At 39.7% G+C, this 26127-nt stretch carries 22 protein-coding genes; 16 read left to right on the top strand and 6 right to left on the bottom strand.

Annotated elements, in window-relative coordinates; translation table 11 throughout:
- Positions 1-96 precede the first annotated feature (96 nt).
- From FKN16_RS08075 to FKN16_RS08060, 4 genes are all read right to left on the bottom strand, one after another.
- Positions 97-2289 carry a YjbH domain-containing protein gene (locus FKN16_RS08075; protein WP_170902446.1) on the bottom strand — a complete coding sequence of 731 codons (2193 nt, stop codon included), beginning with the start codon at positions 2287-2289 and terminating at the stop codon, positions 97-99.
- Complete coding sequence (locus FKN16_RS08070; RefSeq protein ID WP_145473329.1) at positions 2286-3044, bottom strand: capsule biosynthesis GfcC family protein; 759 nt, start codon at positions 3042-3044, stop codon at positions 2286-2288. Before FKN16_RS08070 ends, FKN16_RS08075 begins: the two co-directional genes overlap by 4 nt.
- Positions 3041-3721: a YjbF family lipoprotein gene (locus FKN16_RS08065; protein ID WP_170902445.1), complete on the bottom strand. Its 681-nt coding sequence runs from the start codon at positions 3719-3721 to the stop codon at positions 3041-3043. Before FKN16_RS08065 ends, FKN16_RS08070 begins: the two co-directional genes overlap by 4 nt.
- 69 nt (positions 3722-3790) lie before the next feature.
- The gene (locus FKN16_RS08060; protein WP_005379468.1) at positions 3791-4009 is read right to left on the bottom strand and encodes a hypothetical protein; all 219 of its coding nucleotides are present in this window, start codon (positions 4007-4009) and stop codon (positions 3791-3793) included.
- Positions 4010-4412: 403 nt separating this feature from the next.
- Here FKN16_RS08060 and FKN16_RS08055 point away from each other — a divergent pair, with 403 nt between their 5' ends.
- The 15 genes from FKN16_RS08055 to FKN16_RS07985 all read left to right on the top strand — a co-directional run bounded on the left by FKN16_RS08055 (position 4413) and on the right by FKN16_RS07985 (position 20995).
- A complete protein-coding gene (locus FKN16_RS08055; protein WP_029823601.1) occupies positions 4413-4931 on the top strand; it encodes an outer membrane beta-barrel protein in 519 nt (172 codons plus the stop codon).
- Positions 4932-4995: 64 nt separating this feature from the next.
- On the top strand, positions 4996-7698 hold the full coding sequence (locus FKN16_RS08050) for an SLBB domain-containing protein (protein WP_170902444.1): 2703 nt from the start codon (positions 4996-4998) through the stop codon (positions 7696-7698).
- A 98-nt stretch (positions 7699-7796) separates the two neighbouring features.
- Entirely contained in the window at positions 7797-8732 is a 936-nt protein-coding gene (locus tag FKN16_RS08045; protein ID WP_212756479.1) for a Wzz/FepE/Etk N-terminal domain-containing protein, read from the top strand.
- A gap of 42 nt (positions 8733-8774) precedes the next feature.
- A complete protein-coding gene (gene rfbB / locus FKN16_RS08040; protein ID WP_170902443.1) occupies positions 8775-9839 on the top strand; it encodes a dTDP-glucose 4,6-dehydratase in 1065 nt (354 codons plus the stop codon).
- On the top strand, positions 9839-10705 hold the full coding sequence (gene rfbA / locus FKN16_RS08035; RefSeq protein WP_170902442.1) for a glucose-1-phosphate thymidylyltransferase RfbA: 867 nt from the start codon (positions 9839-9841) through the stop codon (positions 10703-10705). The genes rfbB and rfbA overlap by 1 nt, the downstream gene beginning before the upstream one ends.
- On the top strand, positions 10706-11125 hold the full coding sequence (locus FKN16_RS08030; protein ID WP_047009429.1) for an FdtA/QdtA family cupin domain-containing protein: 420 nt from the start codon (positions 10706-10708) through the stop codon (positions 11123-11125). It abuts the gene before it with no gap.
- On the top strand, positions 11103-11573 hold the full coding sequence (locus tag FKN16_RS08025) for an acyltransferase (RefSeq protein ID WP_047009430.1): 471 nt from the start codon (positions 11103-11105) through the stop codon (positions 11571-11573). Before FKN16_RS08030 ends, FKN16_RS08025 begins: the two co-directional genes overlap by 23 nt.
- Positions 11566-12669, top strand: coding sequence for a DegT/DnrJ/EryC1/StrS family aminotransferase (locus FKN16_RS08020; protein WP_145473322.1), 1104 nt, complete (start codon positions 11566-11568; stop codon positions 12667-12669). Before FKN16_RS08025 ends, FKN16_RS08020 begins: the two co-directional genes overlap by 8 nt.
- Before the next feature lie 68 nt (positions 12670-12737).
- Positions 12738-13994 (top strand): O-antigen translocase, encoded by a 1257-nt coding sequence (locus tag FKN16_RS08015; RefSeq protein ID WP_170902441.1) that lies wholly within the window; start codon positions 12738-12740, stop codon positions 13992-13994.
- 21 nt (positions 13995-14015) lie between these two features.
- Positions 14016-15074, top strand: a complete 1059-nt coding sequence (locus FKN16_RS08010) for a hypothetical protein (protein ID WP_145473320.1) — start codon at positions 14016-14018, stop codon at positions 15072-15074.
- Positions 15061-16020 (top strand): glycosyltransferase family 2 protein, encoded by a 960-nt coding sequence (locus tag FKN16_RS08005; protein WP_170902440.1) that lies wholly within the window; start codon positions 15061-15063, stop codon positions 16018-16020. The genes FKN16_RS08010 and FKN16_RS08005 overlap by 14 nt, the downstream gene beginning before the upstream one ends.
- Positions 16020-17303 (top strand): hypothetical protein, encoded by a 1284-nt coding sequence (locus FKN16_RS08000; protein ID WP_064368930.1) that lies wholly within the window; start codon positions 16020-16022, stop codon positions 17301-17303. The genes FKN16_RS08005 and FKN16_RS08000 overlap by 1 nt, the downstream gene beginning before the upstream one ends.
- 5 nt (positions 17304-17308) lie before the next feature.
- Positions 17309-18394: a glycosyltransferase family 4 protein gene (locus FKN16_RS07995; RefSeq protein ID WP_145473318.1), complete on the top strand. Its 1086-nt coding sequence runs from the start codon at positions 17309-17311 to the stop codon at positions 18392-18394.
- Positions 18391-20172 carry an acyltransferase family protein gene (locus FKN16_RS07990; RefSeq protein ID WP_170902439.1) on the top strand — a complete coding sequence of 594 codons (1782 nt, stop codon included), beginning with the start codon at positions 18391-18393 and terminating at the stop codon, positions 20170-20172. The genes FKN16_RS07995 and FKN16_RS07990 overlap by 4 nt, the downstream gene beginning before the upstream one ends.
- 67 nt (positions 20173-20239) lie before the next feature.
- A complete protein-coding gene (locus FKN16_RS07985) occupies positions 20240-20995 on the top strand; it encodes a glycosyltransferase family 2 protein (RefSeq protein WP_170902438.1) in 756 nt (251 codons plus the stop codon).
- A gap of 116 nt (positions 20996-21111) precedes the next feature.
- Here FKN16_RS07985 and FKN16_RS24785 read toward each other — a convergent pair whose 3' ends face one another.
- Positions 21112-22119 (bottom strand): sugar transferase, encoded by a 1008-nt coding sequence (locus tag FKN16_RS24785; RefSeq protein ID WP_170902437.1) that lies wholly within the window; start codon positions 22117-22119, stop codon positions 21112-21114.
- A 239-nt stretch (positions 22120-22358) separates the two neighbouring features.
- Entirely contained in the window at positions 22359-23675 is a 1317-nt protein-coding gene (locus tag FKN16_RS07975) for an MBL fold metallo-hydrolase (protein ID WP_170902436.1), read from the bottom strand.
- Positions 23676-24822: 1147 nt separating this feature from the next.
- Between FKN16_RS07975 and wecA the strand changes: the two genes are divergently transcribed.
- Complete coding sequence (gene wecA / locus FKN16_RS07970) at positions 24823-25902, top strand: UDP-N-acetylglucosamine--undecaprenyl-phosphate N-acetylglucosaminephosphotransferase (RefSeq protein WP_170902435.1); 1080 nt, start codon at positions 24823-24825, stop codon at positions 25900-25902.
- Positions 25903-26127: the final 225 nt, after the last annotated feature.

The raw sequence follows: 26127 nt of genomic DNA, 5'->3' as shown, positions 1-26127 counted from the left end.
AAAGTAGCGCTATTGGAAGCAGGAAGATAGGTTTTAGTCTTCTATGACTCAGTATCTGGATATGAAAAGGGAGCCGCAGCTCCCTTGATTACTTTATTATTCCACATCCGAACGGTTAGGTCTTTGGTACCAAGGGTTTCGTTCGTCGGTTAATTCAATTAAGCTGTATTTGCGGCCGAGCTTCTGCCCTCCGTCACGAGTAAGAGGCTGCCAACTAAAGTTCGCACGATTGTTACTTGGCTTAACGGTCATGATGTCAAACGGAATCGACAAGTAGAAACCTTTAGTAAAGCTACCTTCACCAAATTCGTCTGCAGACAAGTCTGTAAATGAGGCAAAGGCGCCAGCAATTACGCCACTCTTGAACTGCTTAGAAACATTGATTTGTGTACCAACATCGCCAGCTAAGAACTGACCAACATCGACTTGGATCATCAAATCTTGTAGGAATTCCCATTGAGGGTAGTAGTAACCAGATACAAAACCAGTGAATCCTTTATCAATAACTTGGAATGGACGTCCATATTCTGGAACGTTCTGCCATTTCTCATCGTAAACACCGAAGTAACTTTGTGGATCACGTTGAGAAATTACGTTGACGTCAGCGCCAATCGCCCAGTTAGCTCCTTGTGGACGGTAAAGAAACTCGGTACCGACTCCAGCAAACATACTCTCCAGATAGCCCGCGTAGAATTGCTGATCCATCGTATCGGAATACTCTTGGAACCAAGTCAATTGTAAGTTTGACATGGTTACAGCATGTTCATTTTGGTAAGCTCGGAACATGGTGCGAACACGAGGAACAGTAGTGCCATCAGGTGGAGTGACATAAATAAACTTATCGTAGTTGTTATACCAATCCCAGTATAACGAACCGCCAATTTCAAGGTTGTCCGTCAGCCAATATGAGGCATTACCGCTTAGCCCTACACTAAAGAGATAGAAATCTTCAGCGTTTCCGAGAGTTTGAACTAGTTTAGGTGCAAAGCCCCAATCAAAACGTTCAAAACCATCGTAGACAGATTCTCCCATTGGTTTAGTAGTAGCCCTTGAGGTTGCATCTTCTATTTTCGGATTGATGTAATTAACTTGGGCAAAGTCGCGATATTTCTCTTTGGAAATAATCGTTTGTTCGCCGACTAAGCCTCGGCTACGTTCATTGATCGCATAGGTATCAATATCGTCAGGCATTTCATTATGGAGTACAGCTGCCGCTTTCTCGTGTGCCTCTGTACGGTCACGATATTTTTTCTGCTCACCAACGACAGTTACTGTATTGTTATCAACATAAACACGCGTGTTTCGATAGCCAGCAATTTTGTCTAAATCTTCTGTTACACGTTCCCAATCAACATCAGACAGTTCTTTGGGTTGGTTATCTTCCACTTCTGGGGTTGGTGTGTCTCGCCAGAATGATGGCATGTCATTGAAATTAGTGTTTAGCGTTAAGCCTGCTACTAAAGTATCGCCGCGTTCATAACTTAAACGAAAATCGGCCATGCCTAGACGGTAGAGAACACCAAAGTTCCATGGTGTGTGGGGCTTCATATCAACATCTGCCCCCACAACTGCATAGTCTGTAGAATAATCATTGCTGTCGTACTCAACTTTAAATCGTAAAGGAGCGTGCAACGTCTGGAACTCTATACCACCAAATAAAGCCGCAGGCCCTTTGAAAGCTCTGTCAAAATTAGTTGTTCCTCCAGAATCAAGAAACTCTTCAGAACGTTCACAGAATTTGTCTGATGCTTTGCAAAATGGATTGGTTATATTGTCTCTGGTTCCCAAGTAGCCCCAACCCATACCCAAAGTAAAATCAAAAGTACCTAATTTCGAATTAGAATATCGTTTTGTCGCTGCAATAAACTCAGCATCAAAAAGGCCGGTACCAGCAAAGTCTCTCACACCTAGGGCAATTTCTGGCATGTATTCAGATTCTTCCCATAATCTAAATTTAAAATCTATCCCTTTGTCTGTGTATTCATTATCAACATCGGGGAAGGATGATGAGTAAGGCAGGTCCTTAACTTGAGTGTAACGGATGGTTGTTTCTAACCAAGGCATGAGTTGCAGAGTTACATTGTAAAAAAGGTACTCATCACTACCTGTTACCGAAAAGTTGAATTCCCCTTCAGGAGCCATACGTCCGGTTGGCATCTGCATTAAGCCAACACCACCAAAGTTAGATTGAGAAGGTTGTAAAGAGGGAGCCTCAAAGGGCATGTCTTGAGCCCAAACCAATGCTGGGCCCATTAAAGAAAGGGTTAAGCTTTTTCTAATTGGCATCATTGTGGTCTCTTTGTGGAATTTGGTATCAATTGAGTGAGTAGACGGACAATATCTTGGTCCATTTCGGAGTATTCAAGATCACCAAACGGAATATATACCAATGTCAGAGGTGGTAAGTAGTATTGTGTCGTTAACCAAGCTCCGTGATGCGGCTTAACTACGTGACCATCTGGGTAGATCAACACTGGCTGTGTTGATAACGCACCAATGTTATTTTTCAAATTCTCTATTTGTCTTTGCAAAGGGATGCCTGCTTGCGCCTTAACGGAATACACGCTACTTAGGTTTCCTAAGTAATACACTTTTTCTTCGCGTAGAGGGCTAGCGAGCAGGTAATCGCCGCTCAACAGTGGGTTGTCGATTTTATCTAGTCGAATTTTATCAACATCGATCGCAGACAGTAAGCGTGGTGCAAAGCTTTGCTTCTGAATGAACTTGTAGAATGGATGTGCGACCAAATTGTGTTGAATCATTTGATTGAGCACCGAGTTCTTTAAAGCGGTAGAGGTTTTCTCGGCGTGTTCCGATTTATCAAACAAAGTGGTACCAAGAGAATATTGCAGAGAGACGCTTTGCTCCCTAGCAAGTGCTAACACACTTTCTAAACGAGCCGTCCCTTGAAATTGTAGCCGTTTGCCTGCTTCTAGCAATTCAACATTTAATGGTTGCATAGCAGAGGTTTCTGTTTGAGCGAAGCTAGGCATGCTCAAAAGCGGCATGACCAAACCGAATAATGTGAGTAGTTGCTTGCTCATGATTTGCTATATTCCTTCAAAATAGTTAACTCAACCGGAATCATATTTGGCCCTAGGTGTTGTAAGGTTTTAACGACCTGACCCTGTTCATTGACCCAATAGTAGTTTTCGACCGATTGAGAAAGACTTCTAAACTCAACAACTTCTTTATATACGTTGGTCATAGTGCTAGAAATAGGTGTTGTTAACGTTTCTTGGCCTGAGTAAGAACGCGTTATATTTGCAGGAAAGCCATAACGGTATTGTGTTGCCCAATCGTATGAGAGTGCGTAGTTGACGGAGGTTGAGTCTAAAGAAAAATCTGGAACGTCACCGTAAACACCTGCTAAGTCCCCACTCTGTAGACCAATCGTTTTGACGATATGCCCATTCTCTGTAACGATCATCGCTTTATCGGAGCTTACCCATTTTAGCTGTTTTTTACCGCTGAGTCGGTTTCGTTCCGCAAAAGCTAACACAACAAACACCTGTTTTTGATTTCCAAGTTTCAAATAGGCGCTAGCATATGGAATAGCATTGATTTCTTCTGGTGTCATCTCGACATCGATGTAGTTACCGTAGGCTTCTTGGACGGTTGCTGAAACATCATTGAATTTCTGTGTGCAGCCAAAGAGTACAAGGAGTAGTGGAAGAATGAGAAGTTGGCGTATCCATTTAGGTATTCGGAAGATATTCATTGTTCCCTCTTACAAATAAAATCGCCCTGACTTAATCAGGGCGATTGGCTTCTGTTCTACAAAACGAAATTAGTTAGAAGTAGAAGTAGAAGTAGATGTTGAAGTAGATGTTGAGTCGCTATCTGACGCTGCAACTGCTACTACAGTTACCGCTGCTGCTGCGCCTACACCTACAGCTGTAGTGCCAGTTGCTGACGCAGAAGCTGCGCCTGTTGAGCCTGCTTCTTCTGCTGCAAATGCAGTTGTTGCGCTTAGAGCCATAAGAATAGCTAGAGCTGTATTCTTCATTATTAATCCTTGTGTATCCGGTATAAAACATCGATGTTTGGTAGCATAAAAAATGCTCCAAATTATATTCTAGATAAAAAAGCCTTAGCATGTAAATAGTTTCTTATTTTGCCATGGCTTTCGATCTCATTTCTAACACCAGCGTGACATTGTGCGGTTATCTTGCTCCCTTGCTTGCTGATAAACTATCAAGAGTGCATAATTTGTCGGCCTATTTCCTTCAGCACTAGAGGTTTGATGTCAATAGGTCGTTTTTACTTACACCATATAGAAAGCGATACAGTGGCTTACGCTCAACGCCTCAGGGCGGTAGCGTGCCAGCTCTTCAGTATTTATTGGCCTGCATAGCACGCTTAACTTTGTCTTAGCAGTCCATATTATTACCAGTACTAGGAACTTTTACGTGATAAAAAAGCAGCATTGTTTGGGAATACTTAGTGCACTGGGCTTGAGCCTGAGTTCTTTTTCAGCGTCAGCAGATTTTTATGCTGGTGCGTTAGTGAGCTACTCAAATGCAGAATTGAAAAGCTCGTCTTCTGAGTCCGTGAAAGAGGGGAGCCCTTTCCTTCTTAGTGCGCAAGCTGGTTATTTCTTTAATGACTATATTGGCTTAGAAGGGCGTTACGGGACATCAGTTCAACGTGACAGTGGTCTTGCTGTTGATAGCGTTTTGAGTGGCTTTGTTAAGTTGAATATGCCAGTTTCAGAGCGAGTTGCACTTTATGGTTTAGCTGGATATTCAAGCGTTCAGCTTGATCTACAAAATGTAGGTTCTCACAAAGAACAAGGATTTAGTTTTGGGTTAGGTATGCACTACGCTTTAAATAACCAAAGCGCGGTGATATTTGAGTTCGTTGATAACGTCTCTGAAGACCAAGTTCGCCTTAACTCGATTACACTGGGTTTTCAGCACCGATTCTAATTTAAATACCTAGAGCTCAAACTTGGGGCTAGGGTCTTTTATTCAATTATTATAGTGACATACCATGTTTAAAGGATATTTCTCTATTGCCGCTTTTATATTGGCAAGTACGTTTGCGTCTTATTCGATGGCACAAACACCCACTTCAGAACAAATAAAAATGTTTCAAAATCTGCCCGCCGATCAACAACAGGCCTTGGCGAGTAAATATGGTTTCTCCATTCCTTCTAGTTCATCTTCAAACAAGTCTCCTTACGAAAATCCGCAAGTGATCAAACCTAGGGCTGAATCCAGTGGCGCTGTCTCTTCTGACGTAGAAGAGCAATGGCTAAAAAAAGGCAAACAGGAAGAGTTAAAACGTTTTGGTTTAGAGCTTTTTGCCGGTTCTCCAAGTACTTTTGCTCCGATCAGTGATGTACCTGTACCAGCCAATTATACCGTGGGAGCAGGCGATGAAATCATTGTACAGTTGTTTGGGAAGGAGAATGAAACACATCGCTTACGTGTAAATCGTGCAGGTACAATCAACTTTCCTTCTCTTGGGCCGGTAAATGTTGCAGGTATGCACTTTTCCGATGTTAGAGACTCTCTAACACAACGTGTAAAAGAACAAATGATAGGTGTTCGTAGTGATATCTCATTAGGTGAACTACGTACTATGCAAGTGTTTGTCATGGGAGATGCTTATAAGCCGGGAGCCTACACGGTTAGCGCATTAACGACAATATCACAAGCCATCTATTACAGTGGTGGTTTTGGTGAAAGTGGAGCGCTGAGAGATATCCAGTTAAAGCGTGATGGTAAAATCATTCGTAAGTTGGATATGTATGATCTGTTACTAAAAGGTGATGCAAGTAATGATGTGCGTTTACTTCCGGATGATGTTGTTTTAATCGGTTCTGTTAACGATACAGTGTCTATAGAAGGCGAAATCAACCGCCCTGCAATTTATGAAGTCAAGGCCGGTGAAACTTACCAACAACTTATTCAGATGGCAGGTGGTTTTACTGCGAATGCTCATGTCGAGCAGTTGGAGATAAAACGCTACGCTTCACATGGCGCTCGTGAGGCTTTGACGCTTGATTTCAATAAAATGCAAGATCGACAGAGTAAAGTTAAAAATGGCGATGCCATCAAGATCTTGAAAAAAAGCGAAGAGCTTACTCGTTACGTACAGATAGGGGGGGATGTTCGTCATCCTGGCTATGTGGAATGGCACAATGGCCTTCGTGTTGCCGATCTTTTCAAATCTGTTGACTCAGCTTTTAACTCAACAGCTGATGTTAACTATGCCGTTGTGGTAAGAGAGATTAATCCGCAACGTGATATTGAAGTGTTCCAACTAAGCTTAGCCAACGCGATTCTATCACCAGGTAGCCAAGACAACCTCCAGTTACAATCACGGGACCGTATATTGGTTTTCAACCGCTTTAATAACGAAGACTTGGATACATTGGCAACACAAGAGGCTGTTTCAAAAGCAAAAACATTGGAGCAAGCGCAAGAGCAAGCTGAGCTCGAACAACAGAAAGAGCAAGAAGTGATGAGCTCTTCTGTTGCCGTTTCGCATTCAGAAAACGGTATGCTGAACAACCAGAACGCCCAAGAGAAGGCGAAACCAGCTAAAATCATTTTCCGTGGTAAAGAGATTACAGAGGAAGACTTTGAAAAGCTGAAGCAAAATACTCGTCGCACTTTACTTGCCCCTGTGTTGTTACAACTTCAGCAACAGTCTCGTTTGGGGCTAGCCCCTCAAGTTGCTGAAGTCTTTGGTGAAGTGAAGCACCCAGGACGCTACCCGATCACCCCAAGAATGACGGTATCAACGCTTATTGAAGCAGCAGGTGGTTTGACTTACAACGCATTTACAATTAATGCAGAACTAGCACGAACCACGATTAATAGTGCGGATGAGCGTGCGTATATTGATGTTGAACGTATTGATTTGCGTAAAGCAATCCAAGGCAGCGCTTCGGACGATGCAATTATTGTTGGCCGAGATCGTTTGAACATCCTAGAAAAGCCAAATGTGAAGCTACAAAGCACAGTCACTTTACAGGGTGAAGTTCGTTTCCCTGGAACCTATACCGTGCGTCAAGGTGAAACCTTAAGTGAGTTATTGGATCGAGCTGGCGGTCTGACAGAGTTTGCTCACCCTCAAGGAGCAATATTTACGCGTGAAGCATTGCGTTTACAAGAGCAGAAGCTTTTAAACCAATACGCCGCAGATATGCGAAAAGAAACAGCGAAGAAGACGTTCCGAGCCGATAGTAATATAGGTTCTGTAATTTCAGACCCAGAAAAAACACTAGCATTTGTTGAGGAAGCAAGTCGCAGCAAAGCACTTGGCCGTATGGTGGTACAGTTAAACCGTATCTTAAAGGGTGAACGCTCAGCAGACTTTATGTTAGAAGATGGAGACTTCCTCTTTGTTCCGACTTTCCGAAACACCGTTTCGATAATGGGTGAAGTTCAGGTTCCAATTACCTACTTGTTGGACAACAAACTTGACGTCGATGATTACCTGAATAAAGCGGGTGGTGCTAAAAAGCAAGCCGACGAAGACCGCATTTTTGTAGTACGTGCGGATGGTTCTGTTTACAAGCCTTCATCAGGTTATTGGTTCGGAAACAATAAAGAAGGGTTAAAAGCTGGCGATACAATTGTTGTGCCAATTGACACCGATTACCGTGATGCATTGAGCACTTGGACTGCGGCAACGCAGATCCTTTACCAAACGGGTGTAGCGATAAACGCTCTTAAATAGTAGGTGAATAGTAAAGGTTACCATAGTAACCTTTGTTTTTTTATTTGAGTGAATTTGAACGTTAGGTATTACATTTCACTTTTAATGGAGTATGTATTTTGTCAAAAAATATATTTGACGATGATATTAACCTCAAAGAAATCTTTGACGTTCTTTGGAGCAAGAAATTATTTATCTGTCTGACAACGCTTGCATTTGCTATAGCTTCTGTTATCTACGCATTGAGTGTTCCTAACATATATAAAGCAGATACGTTACTTGCTCCTGCAGAAAGCTCTGGAGGGAACCACTTATCCCAAATGGCAGCTCAATTTGGCGGCTTAGCAGCTTTAGCTGGAGTAAATTTGGGTGGTCATGATTCGAATCAAACAGAATTAGCCGTCCAGGTAATGAAGTCTCGTAGTTTTGTTGATGGGTTTATTAAAAAGCATGATCTTTTAGTACCTCTTATGGCGGCTAAAGGTTGGGATCTAGGAACGAACATGCTTTTAATTGATGATGGGATTTACAACGAAAGCTCTGCAACTTGGCTAAGAGAACCAAGTGGATTGCGAGGCTCTAAACCTTCACCTCAGGAAGCATATGAAACCTTCATTAAAAATGTTCTAAAAGTAAAACAAGATAAAGAAAGTGGGCTGTATTCTGTATCCATAATGCACTATTCACCATATATTGCAAAGGAGTGGGTCAATTGGATAGTTCAAGATATAAATAAAGTAATGCGAGAGCGAACTATTTCCGAAACCTCACAGAATCTTGAATATTTGAATCAACAGCTTTCAAAAACTGCGATTGCAGATATGCAAAGTACTTTCTATAAGCTAATTGAGGAGCAAACAAAAAGTTTAATGTTAGCTGAAGTCCAAGAAGAATTTGTATTTAAAGTGATTGATCCCGCTGTCGTACCAGAAGAAAAAACACAACCAAGTCGGGCTATTATATGCATTTTGGGAACATTTTTGGGTGGATTCCTTAGTTGTATTATTGTTTTAGTTCTGCATGTTTATAGAAAGCAAAAACAACTTACAAATTGATATGCCTAACCCCAAAGTACTCAAAGGAATAATATAGTAATTATGAAAATATTAGTAACTGGAGGAGCAGGCTTCATTGGGTCCGCTGTTGTCCGACATATCATTCGTGACACCCAAGATACCGTCATCAATTTAGATAAACTGACCTACGCAGGGAATCTAGAATCATTGGTTGATGTCTCAGATAGTGAACGTTACTACTTCGAGCAAGTGGATATCTGTGACCGAGCTGAACTAGACCGCGTTTTTTCAGAGCATCAACCTGATAGGGTGATGCATTTGGCCGCCGAATCTCATGTCGATCGCTCTATTGATGGTCCTGCTGCTTTTATTGAGACCAACGTGATGGGCACTTACCATCTGCTCGAAGCGGCCCGTCAATATTGGTCGAGCCTAGATGAAGCGCGCCAATCGGCATTCCGTTTTCATCATATTTCTACGGACGAAGTGTACGGCGATTTAGAGGGAACGGATGATTTGTTCACCGAAACCACCTCATACGCGCCGAGCAGCCCATATTCAGCGTCAAAAGCCTCGAGCGATCACCTTGTACGCGCTTGGCAACGTACTTATGGCTTACCGACACTTGTCACCAATTGCTCCAACAACTATGGCCCGTACCACTTCCCAGAGAAGTTGATCCCTCTGATGATTTTAAATGCCCTCGATGGCAAGCCGTTGCCTGTGTATGGCGATGGTATGCAAATCCGAGATTGGCTGTTTGTGGAAGACCATGCTCGCGCGCTTTACAAAGTGGTCAACGAAGGTGAAGTCGGTGAGACCTACAACATCGGTGGTCATAACGAAAAAGCCAACATCGAAGTGGTGAAAACCATTTGTGCTTTGCTTGAAGAGTTGCGACCAGACAAGCCGGCCGGGGTCGAGTCTTATGAATCTTTGATCACTTATGTCAAAGATCGACCTGGTCATGATGTGCGTTACGCAATTGATGCCACCAAGATCGCTCAAGAGCTTGGCTGGACGCCAGAAGAAACGTTTGAAAGCGGTATTCGCAAAACCGTCGAATGGTACCTAAGCAACCCACAATGGTGGCAACGTGTGCTTGATGGCTCATACAGTCTTGAGCGATTAGGAGCGGGCGAATAATGAAAGGCATTATTTTAGCAGGTGGCTCGGGCACTCGCCTTTACCCTATTACACGCGGTGTCTCTAAGCAGTTACTGCCGGTTTATGACAAACCAATGATTTACTACCCGTTGTCGGTACTCATGCTTGCTGGTATTCGTGAAATCTTGATCATCACCACGCCAGAAGACCTGGAAGGATTTCAGCGCCTCTTAGGTGATGGCTCAGAGTTTGGCATTGAGTTGCAATACGCGATTCAGCCAAGCCCAGACGGCTTAGCTCAAGCCTTCATCATTGGTGAAGAATTTATTGGCGATGATTCAGTATGTTTGGTGTTGGGTGACAACATCTTTTATGGGCAAGGGTTTTCGCCGAAGTTGCAGCAAGCTGCAGCATTAACAGAAGGTGCGACGGTCTTTGGCTATAAAGTGAAAGACCCAGAGCGCTTTGGTGTGGTGGAATTTGACGACGAGATGCGAGCGCTATCGATTGAAGAGAAGCCAGTCGAGCCAAAATCCAATTACGCCGTGACAGGGCTGTATTTCTACGATAATCGCGTCGTGGAAATTGCCAAAACCATCCAACCGTCCCATCGTGGCGAGCTAGAAATTACGAGTATTAACCAAGCTTATTTAGAGCAAGGGAAGTTGACGGTTGACGTACTAGGGCGCGGCTTTGCGTGGCTAGACACGGGGACACACGGCAGCTTGCTTGAAGCGGCGCATTTTGTCGAAACGATCGAGAAGCGCCAGGGCTACAAAGTGGCTTGCTTAGAAGAGATTGCGTATCGCCGAGGGTGGTTAACACGAGAGCACATTCAAGCAGCAGGAAAAGCCTTATCTAAAAACGATTATGGCCGCTATCTTCTAGAGTTATTGGAAGAATAAATGTCGAATATATCGCTAATATCTTTTCAGAAAATGGGTGATGAGCGAGGCTCATTAATCTCGTTAGAGCAACATAAAAACATTCCTTTTGATATCAAACGCATTTACTACATCTTTGATACACAAAGCGGTTTAGCAAGAGGCTTTCATGCGCACTACGACTTAGAGCAAGTCGCTATCTGTATGAAAGGTAGCGTGACTTTCGTCATTGATGATGGCACCACGAAAGAGACAGTGACGCTTTCCTCTCCCGATGTAGGACTGCACATCAAAGGGTTAAAATGGCGTGAGATGCACGACTTTTCTGAAGATTGTGTACTGATGGTCGTAGCCAGTGAGTTATACGATGAAGCCGACTATATCCGTGACTATGACACATTTCTTAAAGAGGTAGCCCATGCGAATTCATGCACTCAGTGATGTTGCTTCATCGGCGATTGGCGAGGGGACATCTATTTGGCAATTTGCCGTGGTCCTTGCTGGGGCTAAAATTGGTCGTGACTGTAATATCTGTGCGCATACCTTCATCGAGAATGATGTGGTCCTAGGAGATAGAGTCACCGTAAAGTGTGGCGTTTACCTCTGGGATGGCATTGAAATTGAAGATGATGTGTTCATTGGTCCAGCAGCGGCTTTCACGAACGACAAGTTCCCACGTTCAAAAGTATGGCCAGAGGCATTTCCAAAAACAAAAATCCTGTCAGGCGCCTCCATTGGCGCCAATGCCACAATTTTGCCAGGCATAACCATCGGAAAAAATGCGATGGTTGGTGCAGGCAGTGTGGTCACCCGTTCAGTGCCAGACTATGCGGTTGTGGTTGGAAGCCCAGCCAAGATAGTACGTTATGTAGAGAAAAATAATGGTTAATTTTTTAGAGCTAAAGCGCTTAAATTCCGAGTACGAAGACGAATTGAAACAAGCCTGTGCACGCGTGATTGAATCTGGCTGGTATATTCTTGGCAAGGAAACTGAAAAGTTTGAACAAGCATTTGCTGACTACTGTGGTGTTAAACACTGTATAGGCGTTGCGAACGGTCTAGATGCTTTAACACTGACGTTAAAGGCTTGGCGAGAGCTAGGAAAAATCAACAAAGGTGATGAAGTTATCGTACCGGGTAATACCTATATCGCATCGGTATTGGCGGTCACCGAAGCGGACTTGTTACCGGTGTTTGTGGAGCCGGATGAGCAGACTCACAATATCAGTCCTGAAGCGATTGAAGCGGCGATTACAGAAAAGACTAAAGTGATTTTGCCGGTGCATTTGTATGGTCAGTTAGCCGATATGCCAGCGATTATGGCGTTGGCGACAAAACACAATCTTCTCGTGCTGGAAGACAGCGCTCAGTCTCATGGTGCGACACTTGCTGGTAAGAAATCTGGCGCATGGGGGGATGCCTCAGGTTTTAGCTTCTATCCGGGTAAAAACCTAGGTGCGTTAGGTGATGGTGGTGCTATTACGACCAGCGATGATGAGCTGGCAGAAACTTTGCGTGCCCTTCGTAACTACGGCTCTCATGTTAAATACCAGAATCTTTATCAAGGATTGAACAGTCGTTTGGATGAAATTCAGTCGGCGATGTTGTCAGTGAAACTGAACTACCTTCCAGCGCAGACGAAAGCGCGTCAGGAGTTGGCGGAATTTTACTTACGTGAAATCAACAACCCGAATATTATCTTACCGGAAGTAGCTGAGCCTGAGGCACATGTATGGCATTTGTTTGTGGTGCGAACTTCACACCGAGATGCATTGGTTAAGCATTTATCAGAGCATGGTATTCAGACACAAGTACATTACCCGATAGCGCCGCATAAACAGCAGGCTTATAAAGAGTTCAGTCATCTGTTATTGCCGCTGACGGAGCAGTTGCAAAATGAAGTGCTGTCATTGCCGATGTCGCCTTACTTGAGTGAGCAAGAGAGAACAGCTGTTGTCGAGGCAATAAATAACTTTAAAAGTTAGTTTATTCTGAGCTTATATAAAGAAGACGTGAACACGTCTTCTTTTTCTTTTATTGAAAGAATAGAACATTGAACTTAATAAAAACATCATTCTTAACTCTAATAGCTACTGCAATACGACTAATTTCTGGCTTAGTTATTAATAAAGCTATATCTGTGTTTATCGGCCCTTCTGGTTTGGCATTAATAGGGCAATTTCAGAATTCACTTACTGTTGTACAAACAATAGCCAAGGGTGGTATAAATACAGGCGTAACGAAGTATACTGCAGAATACAAAGAAGAGAAAGATAGAAAAGTACTCTGGAGTACCGCTTTTTCGATAACACTATTATCGAGTGTGACGGTTAGCTTTTTCTTGTTTATATTTTCTGAAAAATTATCGGAATATATATTTTCAACCAAAAATCATTCCTATGTTATAAGTGTTTTAGCATTTACATTAATTCTATTTACAATCAATCAACTGTTCCTTTCGATACTAAATGGCAAGAAAGAAATAAAGAAATACATATCTATAAATATTAGCCAAAGTTTATATGGGTTATTTTCTACAACTTTGCTAATTTACTTTTTTGCTCTTGATGGAGCACTTTTAGCGTTAGTTACCAATCAGTCGATTGTGTTTGTGATAATGATTTCCAAATATAACAAGGCTAGTTTGATAAATAGAGACATATTAAGGCTAAACTTCAGTAAGTTGTATACTAATAAACTGCTGAAATATTCTCTAATGACATTAGTTACTGCTTTCACCATTCCGGTTTCATCATTAATTATTCGGAATTATATTGGAGATAACTTATCTTGGGATGATGCTGGGTATTGGCAAGCAATAACATATATATCGACCATGTATTTGATGGTCATCACAACAGCATTGAGTACTTACTACCTTCCAAGATTGTCTGAACTAAATTCTGCAAGAGAACTTAAATTAGAATTAATTCAAGGTTATAAAATTATTATTCCGTTAGTCATATGCCTGTCGGTAATCATTTTTATATTAAAAGATTTTATTGTTTGGTTATTATTCTCTGAAGAATTTAAACCAATGCTAGTTCTGTTTAAATGGCAACTTGTTGGTGATGTGTTAAAAATAGCGTCTTGGCTGTTATCATACCTGATTGTAGCAAAAGCTATGATGAAGCAATATATAATAAGTGAGATATTTTTTGCCTTGTCACTTACAGTGTTATCAATGATTTTTGTAGAAAAGTTCGGTCTTGTTGGTGTTACATATGCTTATGCCATAAACTATGTCATATATTACTTTATGATGTTTATCATAGTTAAAACAACGATTTTTTCTAAAAGAGAAATTTAAATTTTATAATGTGGTAGGTTTATGAAAATACTAATTTGGGGTGAGTACAGTGGATTCGGGCGCTCTTTGAAAAAAGGATTTAGAGAAATTGGTTTAGATTGTGATGTTTTTAGTCCAACAGGCGATAACTGGAAAGATATTTCAGTAGATATATCATTGAAGAAGAAAAATAAAATTGGAAAGATATTTGAACTATTAAGATTAATCCCGACTTTCTTAAAGTATGACCGAATAATGTATATGAACCCAAGCTTTTTGGGTTTTGCAAATGCTGGGCCTTTTTTTATATTGATATTCTTTCTATTTAGAAAAAAAACATATTTATTAGCATGTGGAGCAGACAGGGCTTATATAAAAGCTGGTGAGAAGGGAATTTTAAAAAGGTGGGTTTATACAGGAGTATCGTATCCAAGACCTAACTTTTATTCTACTTGGAAAGATAAGCTAGCACACCATCTGTGCGCGATGAGCGTTAAGAAAATTGTTCCAGTAATGTATGATTATGAACTCGCTTGGAAAAGCACATATTATGCGAGAAAGTTAACTAAAGTCATACCTCTCGCATGTGAAGTTCCTGAAGTTCGTATTAATCCAAAGGTTACAGATTATAATCGTATTGTAATATTGCATGGGCGCACTCGGCCTGAAATCAAAGGTAGCGATAAAATTCTAAAAGCGCTACAAAAAGTGCAAGACACTTATAATAATGTGGAAATAATTTCACCATATCAACTGCCTCAAAAGGAGTATCTAGATTTAATGTTAAATGTAGATATTGCTGTAGACCAGTGCAAATCAAATTCATATGGAATGAATGGTGTCTACTCTATGCTAAGAGGTCATATATTAGTTTCCTCATTTGACGAAAAGGCAAGGGATAAAATTACAAATGGTGAAGAAGCACCTGTTTATGACATAGTTGAAGACGAGGATGTTATTTTTGATGTTGTTTCTGCGCTCATCAAAAGAACAGATCTTGATGAATTAAAAGAGATGAGTATAAATTACGCTTACAATTATCATGATCCTAGTTTAATTGCAAAAAAATATGTAGAGAATGTTTTTGATGAAAGCTACTAATGGTCTAGTGTCAGTAATTGTTCCTTATTACAATGACTCTAAATTTATTGCAGAGTGCTTAAGTAGTATTACAAGTCAGAGTATACCACCAAAGGAAATAATTGTTATTGATGATTGTTCCGATGATAGTGAAAAGTTAAACGCAATTGTTGAAGAAATTGCGTTATCCTCTAGCGTGAATATTAGAGTTTTTCGTAACAAAAATAATATGAATGGTGCCTATAGTCGAAATAAGGGAATGCAAAAAGCTGAGGGTGATTTTATTGCGCTGATTGATGGAGATGATTGTTGGAAGAAAAATCACATAGAAGAGAACTTGACATTTTTAACAGAAGCCAAGTGTGATTTTGTATATTCTAATGTGCTTTATAAATATGAATCGAAATTTATAGAAAGAAAAGTTGTTGACGCTAATGGGCTGACTAATAAATTTGACGCGTTACTCATCTCTCCCCCTCAAACAGGATCATTCTTCTTTAGAAAAAAACTATCAGATAAAGTTAAATTTGATGAGAGATTAAAAAGACATCAGGATTATCAATTTTTTTGTGATGTCCTTTCAAGTCAATTCATTGCTTTATACAATAATAAAACAACATCTGTTTATCGTGTTCCAGTAAAAGTAGTAAACGGAAGAAAGAAAGTTGATTATGAATCAATATTAAATTTTTGGGAAGATAGGAAATACCTTTTCAGTTCTAATAGATTATCTAAGTTTATAACCAAAACAACAAAGTTTATTATAATTGATGATTATGATTTCTTCAGTAGTAACTTCAATAAGTTTACTTTGACAAAGAAACTACAAGATAGTAAAAGATTAAGATTTCTTATTGGTACTAAATTATATAGGAAGAAAGCTCTTTTTGTCATATTGTATATGTTGGTGCTTGAGTCTTCAGAAATAAAAGATAAGATAATTAACTACTTAAAGAAAGCTGTATAATGCTCTGGATTGTAATTTTTATATTCATATTGGTTATGCTTGCCTTTAAATATGCTAATACCAAGCTAGTTGGTAAAGGTGCTCACCCAATAGGTTTCGTTTTCATAATTCAAATTTTTGTTTTCTCTTTACCTGGCGTCTTGCTCATATCATTTTTTGATTTTTCTTCTTATCGGTATCGAGGTATTGACTACTTTGTTCTAGAGCGCATTGGTTTTTGGTATCTTTATTCAATAGCAGTGATATTTCTTGTAAATATAGCGCTAGTCTATATATCACCCCCCAGGAACTATCAAAAAGCTATATTGTTAGATTATGATGAAGTAAAAGCGAAGCAAAAGTGTAATATATTACTTTTACTATCAGCACTTACAGTGTTTTATTACCTTTTTGTATTACCAGAAAGCCCTTTATTGCTCGCTCTTAAGGGTAAGGTCGCTGAAGCGTATTTACTGAGGGTTGAATATCAAAATAACTTTGGTAAGTATAACCCTAAATATATAACGCCAGTTATAAATTTTCTGATGACATTTCAGTTCTTTTACATATTCTATTGTTTTTTAAAGCATAAAGTCGTGGGTAAAAAGACGCTTGTTATATCGTTTGTTTTTTCTGCAGTATTTCTGTCCTTAAATATAATTAAAAGTAAAGTGCTTTTTTTAATCCTTATCGCTGCGTTTATGTATCTAGCTTTCACTGGGAGATATAAAAACTTTCTATATCTAATTTTATTTTTTACTGTAGTTCTTGTGTTGTCATATGTATTCACAATGGAATCTGATATTGATGGGTTGTTAAGTATTATATACGAACGCGTTTTTATAGCCCAAAATCAAGGATTTTACCATATGATAAATTCAATTGAACCGAGTTCAAAATATCAATGGGAAGGGATGTTTTTTATTAATAGGTTCGGTATTTACCCTGAACACGCGGATGTTGATGTGCTTCCTTATATATATAATAACTATACAAACATAGTCAACTCTAATTCTTACTTCTTAGGTCAAGCTTGGTCAATGTTTGGAGTGGTTGGATTGATTATCTCACCTTTCTGTGTTGGTTTTTTTATATACACTGTTGTTAAGATAATAGATAAAATAATTGGCTATGCTCCAGGTTTTGGTATTGCATATTTATTTACTTTTCTTCCTACATTAAGAATAAATCAGAAATTTTCAGATTTTTTATTTGGTCGGGAGTTTATTATTAGCCTTGTTTGCTTTGCCATTTTAACATGTGTGGTTTCTATTTTATCAAGAATAACTTATAAAGATGAATAATTAAGATGAAAAAAGTTTTATGTTATGCACCTGTATCATCAGGTCATCTTCAAAAGTGGATCTCGAAGTTTGATAATGAATTTGAGATAGTTGTTATTACACTACACAACGAAAATACCTCATTTGCTAGAAATGAAGCGATACGAGTAGTTTCTTTGCCTAGGTTTATTAATAATCGTTTAGACTTTTTTTTAAACCTTCCATTATTGCAATGGATATTTTTAAAGGAAAAGCCAGACTTAATATATGCAAGCTACTTCTCATCTTATGGTCTCGGCTCTGCATTTTTATTTTCTAGATGTAAGAAAATACTATCGGTATGGGGAACAGATGTTAATTCTATCCCAACGCGCCCTAATTGGTTTAAAAAGCTTGCCCAATTAGCATTAAAAAGGTTCTCTTGGATTAATGCACCAGCAGAACATATCAAAGATAAGCTAATTCAACTAGGGGCAGAGCCTAATAAGATTGATGTTTTTCAGTATGGGGTATTGACCGAAAAATATAAGCTAGATTTTCAGAGCAAATTTAGGGAAGATGAAGAGCTTAGATTTCTTTCCATAAGAAATTGGGACGAACTGTATAATATAGATCTAATCATCAATGCATACTCAGCATATACACTACAAACTAATAGAGCTTCAACTTTGACCATAATCGGTCGAGGTAGACCTGTTGAAGAGTTAGAATCTATAGTATCTAAATTAAATTTTGGTAATGGACGTGTTAATATCGTAGGTTATGTTGATGAGCCATCATTGTTGGAACTTTTCAGTAGTCATCAGTTTGTTATTAGCATTCCTGCTATGGATGGTTGCCCATTATCATTGTTGGAATCAATGTGTGCAGGATTAATTCCTATAGTATCTGATTTGGACGCAAACAGAGAATGGCTCGATGAGGAACATGCAATATATGTTGATACAGCTAATATACATACTATTATTGATGCTCTCTCTAAATGCTCGCTTAAATTTGAAGAACAACGTGAAGTTTTAGAACATAACCGTAACTTAGTACTTAAGAATGGTTGTAGAGAAGTAAATACAAAGAAACTAAAAGATTCCTTTTATAGGTTTACATCGGAATGAAGTATAGATCAGATATCCAAATATTACGTGGTATAGCTGTAGCTCTGGTTGTTCTTTATCATTTGAATATTTCTACCATTAAAAGCGGCTTTCTTGGCGTTGATATGTTCTTTGTTATTAGTGGATTCCTGATGGGGGTTCTATACCAAGGCAAGGATACGGTGATTTTTTTTCAGAGAAGAGCTAAAAGATTACTACCTGCTTATGGAGTCACTCTCATTGCGACAGTGTTTGCTTCATGTATATTAGTGTTGCCCTCTGAACTGGATGGCATATTAACTCAGGCTACCGCATCATTACTTTTAGTTCCCAACATTTATTTTTGGACACAAAATTCCTATTTTTCTGCTGAAAACTTTAATCCCTTACTTCACTTTTGGTCTTTGGGAGTAGAGATTCAGTACTACTTGGTTTTTCCTATCCTTGTTTATGTGTTTTCTCGATGTAAGCCATCAAAAGTAATTATAATTATATTATCAATGATTGCTTGCTTTGCTCTTGTAAAGATATCTACCAAGTCAGCATTCTTTATTATGCCATTTAGGGTATGGGAGTTTTTGATTGGTTACGTTGCAGCCGTTTCATTCACAACAAACGGTCAAGTAAATAAGAGTAACGTTACGCTCTCTATAATAGCAATTTGTCTATTACTTTCTTCAATATTTTTCCCAGTCTCAGGTGGAGAAAAAAGCATTTTATGGGGACACCCAGGATTAGGTGCTTTGTTTGTATGTATACTTACATTCATAATCATAGTTAATGGTATTCCCAAGCATTTAGTTGAAAGTAAAATAGGGAAAATTTTGATTTGGCTGGGAGACCGCTCTTATTCAATTTATTTAGTGCATTTCCCCTTAATCTTGTTGTACACATACACTCCATTTGAGGTCAATGCAAATTTCTCTCTTTCCTATTTAGAAATATTCACATTATTGGCCGCAACTCTTCTTCTATCAGTGTTGCAGTATGAATTGATAGAAAAACAAAAGATGTTTAAAGCTTCAAGAAAAACAGCAATTATCCTTTATACTTCTGTCGCTTTGAGTATCGTGATTGGTAGTCAAGTTCCAAGCTTAATGTCTATTAATGAAGAGGCTAAGGTTTTCTTTGCACTAAAGGACCGAAGTAACTATCGCTGTGGGACGTTGAACCGATTAACTTCACCGACAAGCCCTGTTTGTGAACTAACAGAGCTTGATGAGAAAGATAAAATAGAGAATGTTCTATTGGTTGGTAATAGTCATGCAGATGCAATTAAGAAAGAGTTTACAGAAGTTGCAACAAGTCAGAATAATAGAGTTTACTTTATGGTTTCTAACCGTCCTTTAATGGCTCGATCTGACATAGATGTAAGCAGTGTAATGAACATAGTTGAAGAGTACAACATCAATAAAATAGTTCTCCATTATAAGTTTCATGATATAAAAGTAGAAACTATTGAAGAGTTACTAACAAAGACGAAACAAGAAAATATTAAAGTTGCACTTATTGAGCCTGTACCTATATGGGATGAAAGCATCCCTAAGGCAGTTTATTATAATCATGAACTTTCACAAAGTATTGATGATTATAACCAAGTTCATAAAGACTACTTAAAGGCTTTATCTTTGTTAACCGATGATTATTTTAAACTATTCCCAGTCAGTGGTTTTTTCTGTGATGAAGAATGTAGCTTTAAAGATGAATATGGCAACCTTTTGTACTTTGATAGCAATCACTTGACTTTAAGTGGAGCAAAAAAGTTAAAAAGAGTTATAGAGAATACATTGCATTGGTGATACGTATAATTCAATATCTTGGGCTCGGTTTATAACCCTGTTTGTTAGAAAAAATTAAGGCTATGAGATGAGTTTGTTAGTTTCGGTAATAATGCCAACATATAATTCAACAGGTACTGTAGTAGAAAGCATTCAAAGTGTACTATCCCAAACATATAAAAACTGGGAGCTTATAATAGTAGATGACAGATCTACCGATAATACTTGGAAAGTCATTCAAACATACGCTGATAAGTACGACAATATTCATGCATATCAGAATAAAGAAAATCTAGGTGCAGGAGCGAGCCGAAATTTTGCGATAAAAAAAGCAAAAGGTCGCTTTATTGCATTTTTAGATTCTGATGACTTATGGATGGAAAACAAACTAGCAGAGCAGATCCCATTCATGCTTGAGAATAACTATCCACTCACATACACCCACTATAGCCGTTTTAATAATGAAGAAGAGCTAAGTGTTGTAACTGCACCCGAATATACAACGTATAAAAAACTTATCTACAGTAACGTTATCGGATGCCTAACTGCAGTTTATGACACACAGGCACTAGGTAAGCGCTATATGCCGCTTATTCGTAAACGTCAGGATATGGGATTGTGGTTAGATATACTGAAAGATACTCCCAAAGCTTACTGTCTACCTAAGCCATTAGCAAAGTATCGGATGGATAGTGGTATGACAGCTAACAAATTTAGCGTTTTGTCATATCAATGGAAGTTCTATAGAGACGTAGTAGGTTTGAGTTTGCCAAGAAGTCTATTTACATTTTCTGTCTATGCCGTTAAAGGTACGATGAAACACCGAACTAAGCGCAAGTCTTAGTCTCGCTAATCTTCGGTAGAACCTAGTAACACAAAATACGCATACAAAAAGAGCAGCTACCGTAAGGCGCTGCTCTTTTTTATACCTATGATCCGTTCGGTTGAATTCGCCGTTTTCTAGCGCCCCATCCCAAACAACACTGTTTTAATCGTAAGGAAAAGAATCTTCACTTCCATCATCCAGTTTTGGTGTTTGATGTAGTAAATATCGTATTTATGCTTCCAGATAGCGTCTTCTACCGATGCGCCATAAGGGTATTTTACTTGGGCTAGACCAGTTACCCCTGGTTTAACGGCGTGACGAAAGCGGTAGTAAGGAATGGCTTTTTCCAATTCAGAAATGAACACCTCGCGTTCTGGGCGAGGACCAACCATCGACATCTCTCCCTTTAGTACATTGATTAACTGAGGGAGCTCATCTATTCGAGTTTTACGAATAAAACAGCCGACTTTCGTTACGCGAGCGTCGTTCTTGGTCGCCCATTGGGCACCGTTCTTTTCCGCATCGTTTCGCATCGAGCGAAACTTGATCACTTCAAACTCTTCATTATATTGGCCAGTACGACGCTGCTTAAAGAATACCGGGCCTGGTGACTCAAGCTTAATGAGCAGTGCCGTCATAAGCCCTACTGGGATAGCAACCCACGACAGCATAAAAACAAACAAGAGATCGATGAAGCGCTTTTGCCAGCTGTTCTTACGATTAGAGAGGATAGAAAAAGCTTTTTGGTGTAAGAAGTAGCCGCTATGCAAGAGCTCAGTTTCAGTGTAGCCAAGTGAACGATCAAAGTAGCTCACTAGAGGCTCAACCCAAGCACCTAGTTCTGTCGCAGCTACAAGAAACGCTTGCTGCTCAGGGTTTAGATGTGAGCTTTTGAAGTGGCAAAGCGTTTTACTCTTGAAATCCCTAAGGGCATAGTTATTAACTTGTGCGTTAATTTCAGGGTGTCTCTTAAGTACTTGAGCAATCTTTGCTTCGTCTTCTTTCGGACAGTAGATATAAAGGCAAGCGTCTGCTTCACTTGCGGATAACTCGTCCAATGCTGATGTTATGCTGATAGAATTATTTTTAGTTAATTCAGAAGCTTCTCGTTCTTGAAGCGTGTCGCTCATACTGTCTGTCATAGGAATGGAATAAGTTGTTTTCGACTAGCCAATTGCTTACAAGTCGGCGATTATAATTTAATTCGTATAGAAATTATATCCCTTAATCCAGAACATGCTTGTAACTTTGTTAATTTTCTTGAACCTGAGCCCTTACTTATGGCTTGTTTTTGAATCTTGACGTAACTATATCAATGAATTCGACAAACTATGTTTGCGATATATTATGTCGCCTCGAAATTAAATGATTGTCTAATTCACTATATTACGCAGTTATATCCGAGGTTGATTAGTTTTTGATAAAGCGCTTTTTTCGAATCTTCCTCACCATGTATAAGGTGAACCTCTTTAGGATGAGTAGGAATTGCAGTTACAAATTGTATTAAGTCGTTCATATCGGCATGCGCAGAGTAGCCTGACATCGTATGAACTTGAGCTTTCACTTTCACGCGCTTACCTTCAATCAATACACTTTCTTCTCCATCCTGGATACGCCGACCTAAAGTCCCTTCCGCTTGATAGCCAGCAAATAGAACATCATTTCTTTCATCAGGTAGTAAGGCTTCCAAATAATTGACGACACGGCCACCTTCACACATTCCGGAGGCTGCAACCACGATAGCGGCTTCTGATGTACTTACGAGACGGTTAACGAGCTGTAAATGGTCTGCGTGGCTTTCGATTGTAATGCATTGGTCAAACGCGAGAGGGTGTCGATGATGATCGAGTCGCTCTTTCGCTTCAGATCCCCAAAGTTTTTTAAATTGGCGATAGGTATTGGTCACCTTTTTAGCCAAAGGAGAGTCGAGAATAATAGGCAGTGAATCTTGCAAAGCGTGCTCATGTATAAGCTGCTCTATATCAAAGAGTAACTCTTGGGTTCTCCCGACACTAAAAGCTGGTATCACAATTACGCCACCATCCCTAAGTGCGTGATCAATAATAGAAAGTAATCTCCTGCTGCGAGACTCTACATCCTCGTGAATTTTATTGCCGTAAGTCGACTCGATAAACAGGTAGTCAGCTTTTTCCGGTGATAATGGATCCGGTAGGAGAGGTGTGTTGCGAGGTCCCAAATCCCCAGAGAAAACAACAACCTCTTGGTTTGATAAATGAAACTCAACATATGCTGAGCCTAAAATGTGCCCAGCAGGTTGAAAGCGAAGAGAAGTGCTATCTTCTATTTCTATCCACACTGAGTAAGGACAAGGACGAATAAGCGCTCGAATAAAATCGAGCACTTTCTCTCTTTGATGACGTCGCATACCCAATTGGAGCTTTAAACCATCTTCTAACATAAGCGGCACGAGCTCAGCGGTGGCTTCCGTACAGTAGATAGGGCCCTTATAGCCAGCTGCTAATAGCCAAGGCAGCCTACCAATATGATCGATATGAGAATGGGTCAGCACTACCGCTTTGAGATGAGCTATAGAAAAATCGATACCCCAACTCTGCTGCTGAGCATTGTCTTGGCCTTGTAGCAAACCACAGTCGATCAGCACACTTCCATTTTGTAACACGAGCTCGTGACAAGAGCCAGTAACCGTATTTTTCCCACCGTGGTGCAGTACTTTCATAACAAAACGACGCTTTTACCTTTGCTAGCTTACACTTGTGAGTATCTATTTTACACATAGTCAAACCTCACTATTTGGCAGCGATTCGGTAAATCGCTCAGTAGCTAGGGTAAGCGGGCAGATAGTGAATAAGTGAGCGTATTGTAGGCAAGCAAAATAGGAGAAAGAAAATGGCAAAACTGAAAGTTTAGAGAGACTTAGATATTCGTCATAAATTTGACTACGTTTCATTGCAACCGCTTGTGATGCAATTCATATTATTGCAACTATTTTCATTTAAGCTTTTGGAATCAGAGTCACTGGCTGTTTAGTGCTCGCTGCGTAAAATGGGTGTCTGATAATTATAATTTTATAAAACACGCCACATTTATGACGGCATAAGTGTCAGAAAAAAGACATTTTTTTGTAAGCTTTTTACACGTTCTACTTTTAGTTGCAACGTGTTTACTATACAATTCGTCTCCTGTTTGGAAATGCAACCGTTCACATTACGTGCAAAAACTTGCTTCTAGGAGCCAGACCTAGGGGCGGTAGCGTGCCCAAATCACCGTTGAAGCCTCCTTCCTAATAAAAGAAAGAGGTCAAACTAAAGAATGTTCAATAATAATAAGCACCTAAGTGCATTTCTGGCAAGATTGATTTATAAAAAACGAGAACTATTACAAATTTATGTAATTCCCTTTTGTCAGAGGGACGCTCAAAGCTAACAAAGTGGCGAGCGAATGTTGGTTAGGCATAGGTTACAATTTAAATCTCCATTTCTCATACCTATCAAAACCAAGCACTAAGCGTGTAGAAGTAGTTAACTGTCGGCTCAAACCGTCAGTTAGCATATACAAGCTTTGTATTTGGCCTGCCTATAAAAAGCTGTGAACCCGTGACCGTCATGAGCGAGTATCGGGGCGATTCAGTTACTTACATATTCAATATTAAAAATTAGCGTTTGCTGTGCGTTACAACCCATGTTGTCTAATGTGGTTTTGTCACGCCAAAAAATCACCTGCTTGTTCTTAGGTTCGGCTTATTCAGATATGAGCGAAAAAGAATCAGCAGTATCGGACCTGTGATGCAATGGAATCCGTAAAGGGAATCAGTCGGATGCGTTATAGATTTACCTCAAACTTATTTAATAACACAGTTGGCTATCATGAATAATGCATATTTATTTGTATTTATTTTGTCGTTCGTTCTACTTTTTGTTATGCGCAAGATCGCTAAGCGCGTAGGTCTAGTAGATAAACCCAATGCAAGAAAGCTTCACCAAGGTGTGGTGCCACTTGTAGGAGGGATCTCCATTTTCTCTACTATACTGGTGGGGTTCCTTCTATTCTTACCAATGAATGACAACCTATCACTCTACTTATCTTGTTCGGCTGTACTCATCGTGCTCGGTGCATTAGATGACTACTACGATGTAAGTTTCAAAATTCGCCTTATTATCCAAGCAGGAATATCCCTTGCGATGATTTACATCGGGGGCCACAGCTTACACGATTTAGGCTACTTAATGGGGAGCGAAACCATTGCCCTGAATGAAGTTGCTGGTGCAGTGATCACCGTTATTGCGGTAATAGGCGCAATTAACGCATTTAATATGGTTGATGGCATAGACGGCTTGCTGGGCGGGTTAGCCTCGGTAACCTTTACAGCATTAGGTATTGTGTTTGCCTACAACGGAAACGAATATTTAGCCACGATCTGTTTAATGATCGTGACTGCGATGCTTCCTTATATCTTCCTGAACTTAGGTTTCCCACTAGGTCGTCGCTTTAAGATCTTCATGGGTGATGCAGGCAGTATGTTCATCGGCTTTACCGTGGTCTGGATGCTAATTCGCGGCACGCAAGAACCAGGAGCGGTAGCCTTCAAGCCAGTCACAGCACTGTGGTTAATAGCTTTACCGTTGATGGACATGGCAACCATTATGATCCGTCGTATTCGTAAAGGTCAGTCACCATTCCAACCAGACAGAGAACATCTACACCATATTTGTCAGCGTATTGGGCTTTCTCCAGGTGCAACGTTAATTTTCATCTGTTCGATGGCATCAATTTGTGCTGCTATCGGTTTGTGGGCTGATTTTGTTGGTATTGGTGAATCAATAATGTTTATTGCTTTCTTGATTTTGTTTGCATGCTATTTTTCGGTCATTAGCCATATTTGGCGCATTTCTTCTAGGTTCAATAAGCTATTTCATACTTTAGGACTTCAGTTTACGTCTAAGTAGAAGTTAATAGCCTATTGGGTTATAGAAACCCAAGTAGATAAAATCAAATAATTGCAAGTAGTTAGTAAGGATTTGTAGTCTCAAATTGAATCAAAACTGTTTCAAGCTCATCCGAAGTCTGATATGGAATGTGGAAAGATCTCACGATTTAAGTTTAAGAGTTATATGGATCGCTGGAAAAGCCGCTTCAATAGCACAGGCGGTGATGCGATTTAGCGCAGACCA

The organism is Vibrio sp. 11-4(1), assembly GCF_013048625.1.
Classification (GTDB): Bacteria; Pseudomonadota; Gammaproteobacteria; order Enterobacterales; family Vibrionaceae; genus Vibrio; species Vibrio diabolicus.
Note: the sequence above shows the minus strand (reverse complement) of the source record. Positions and strands in the feature narration are given on the sequence as shown.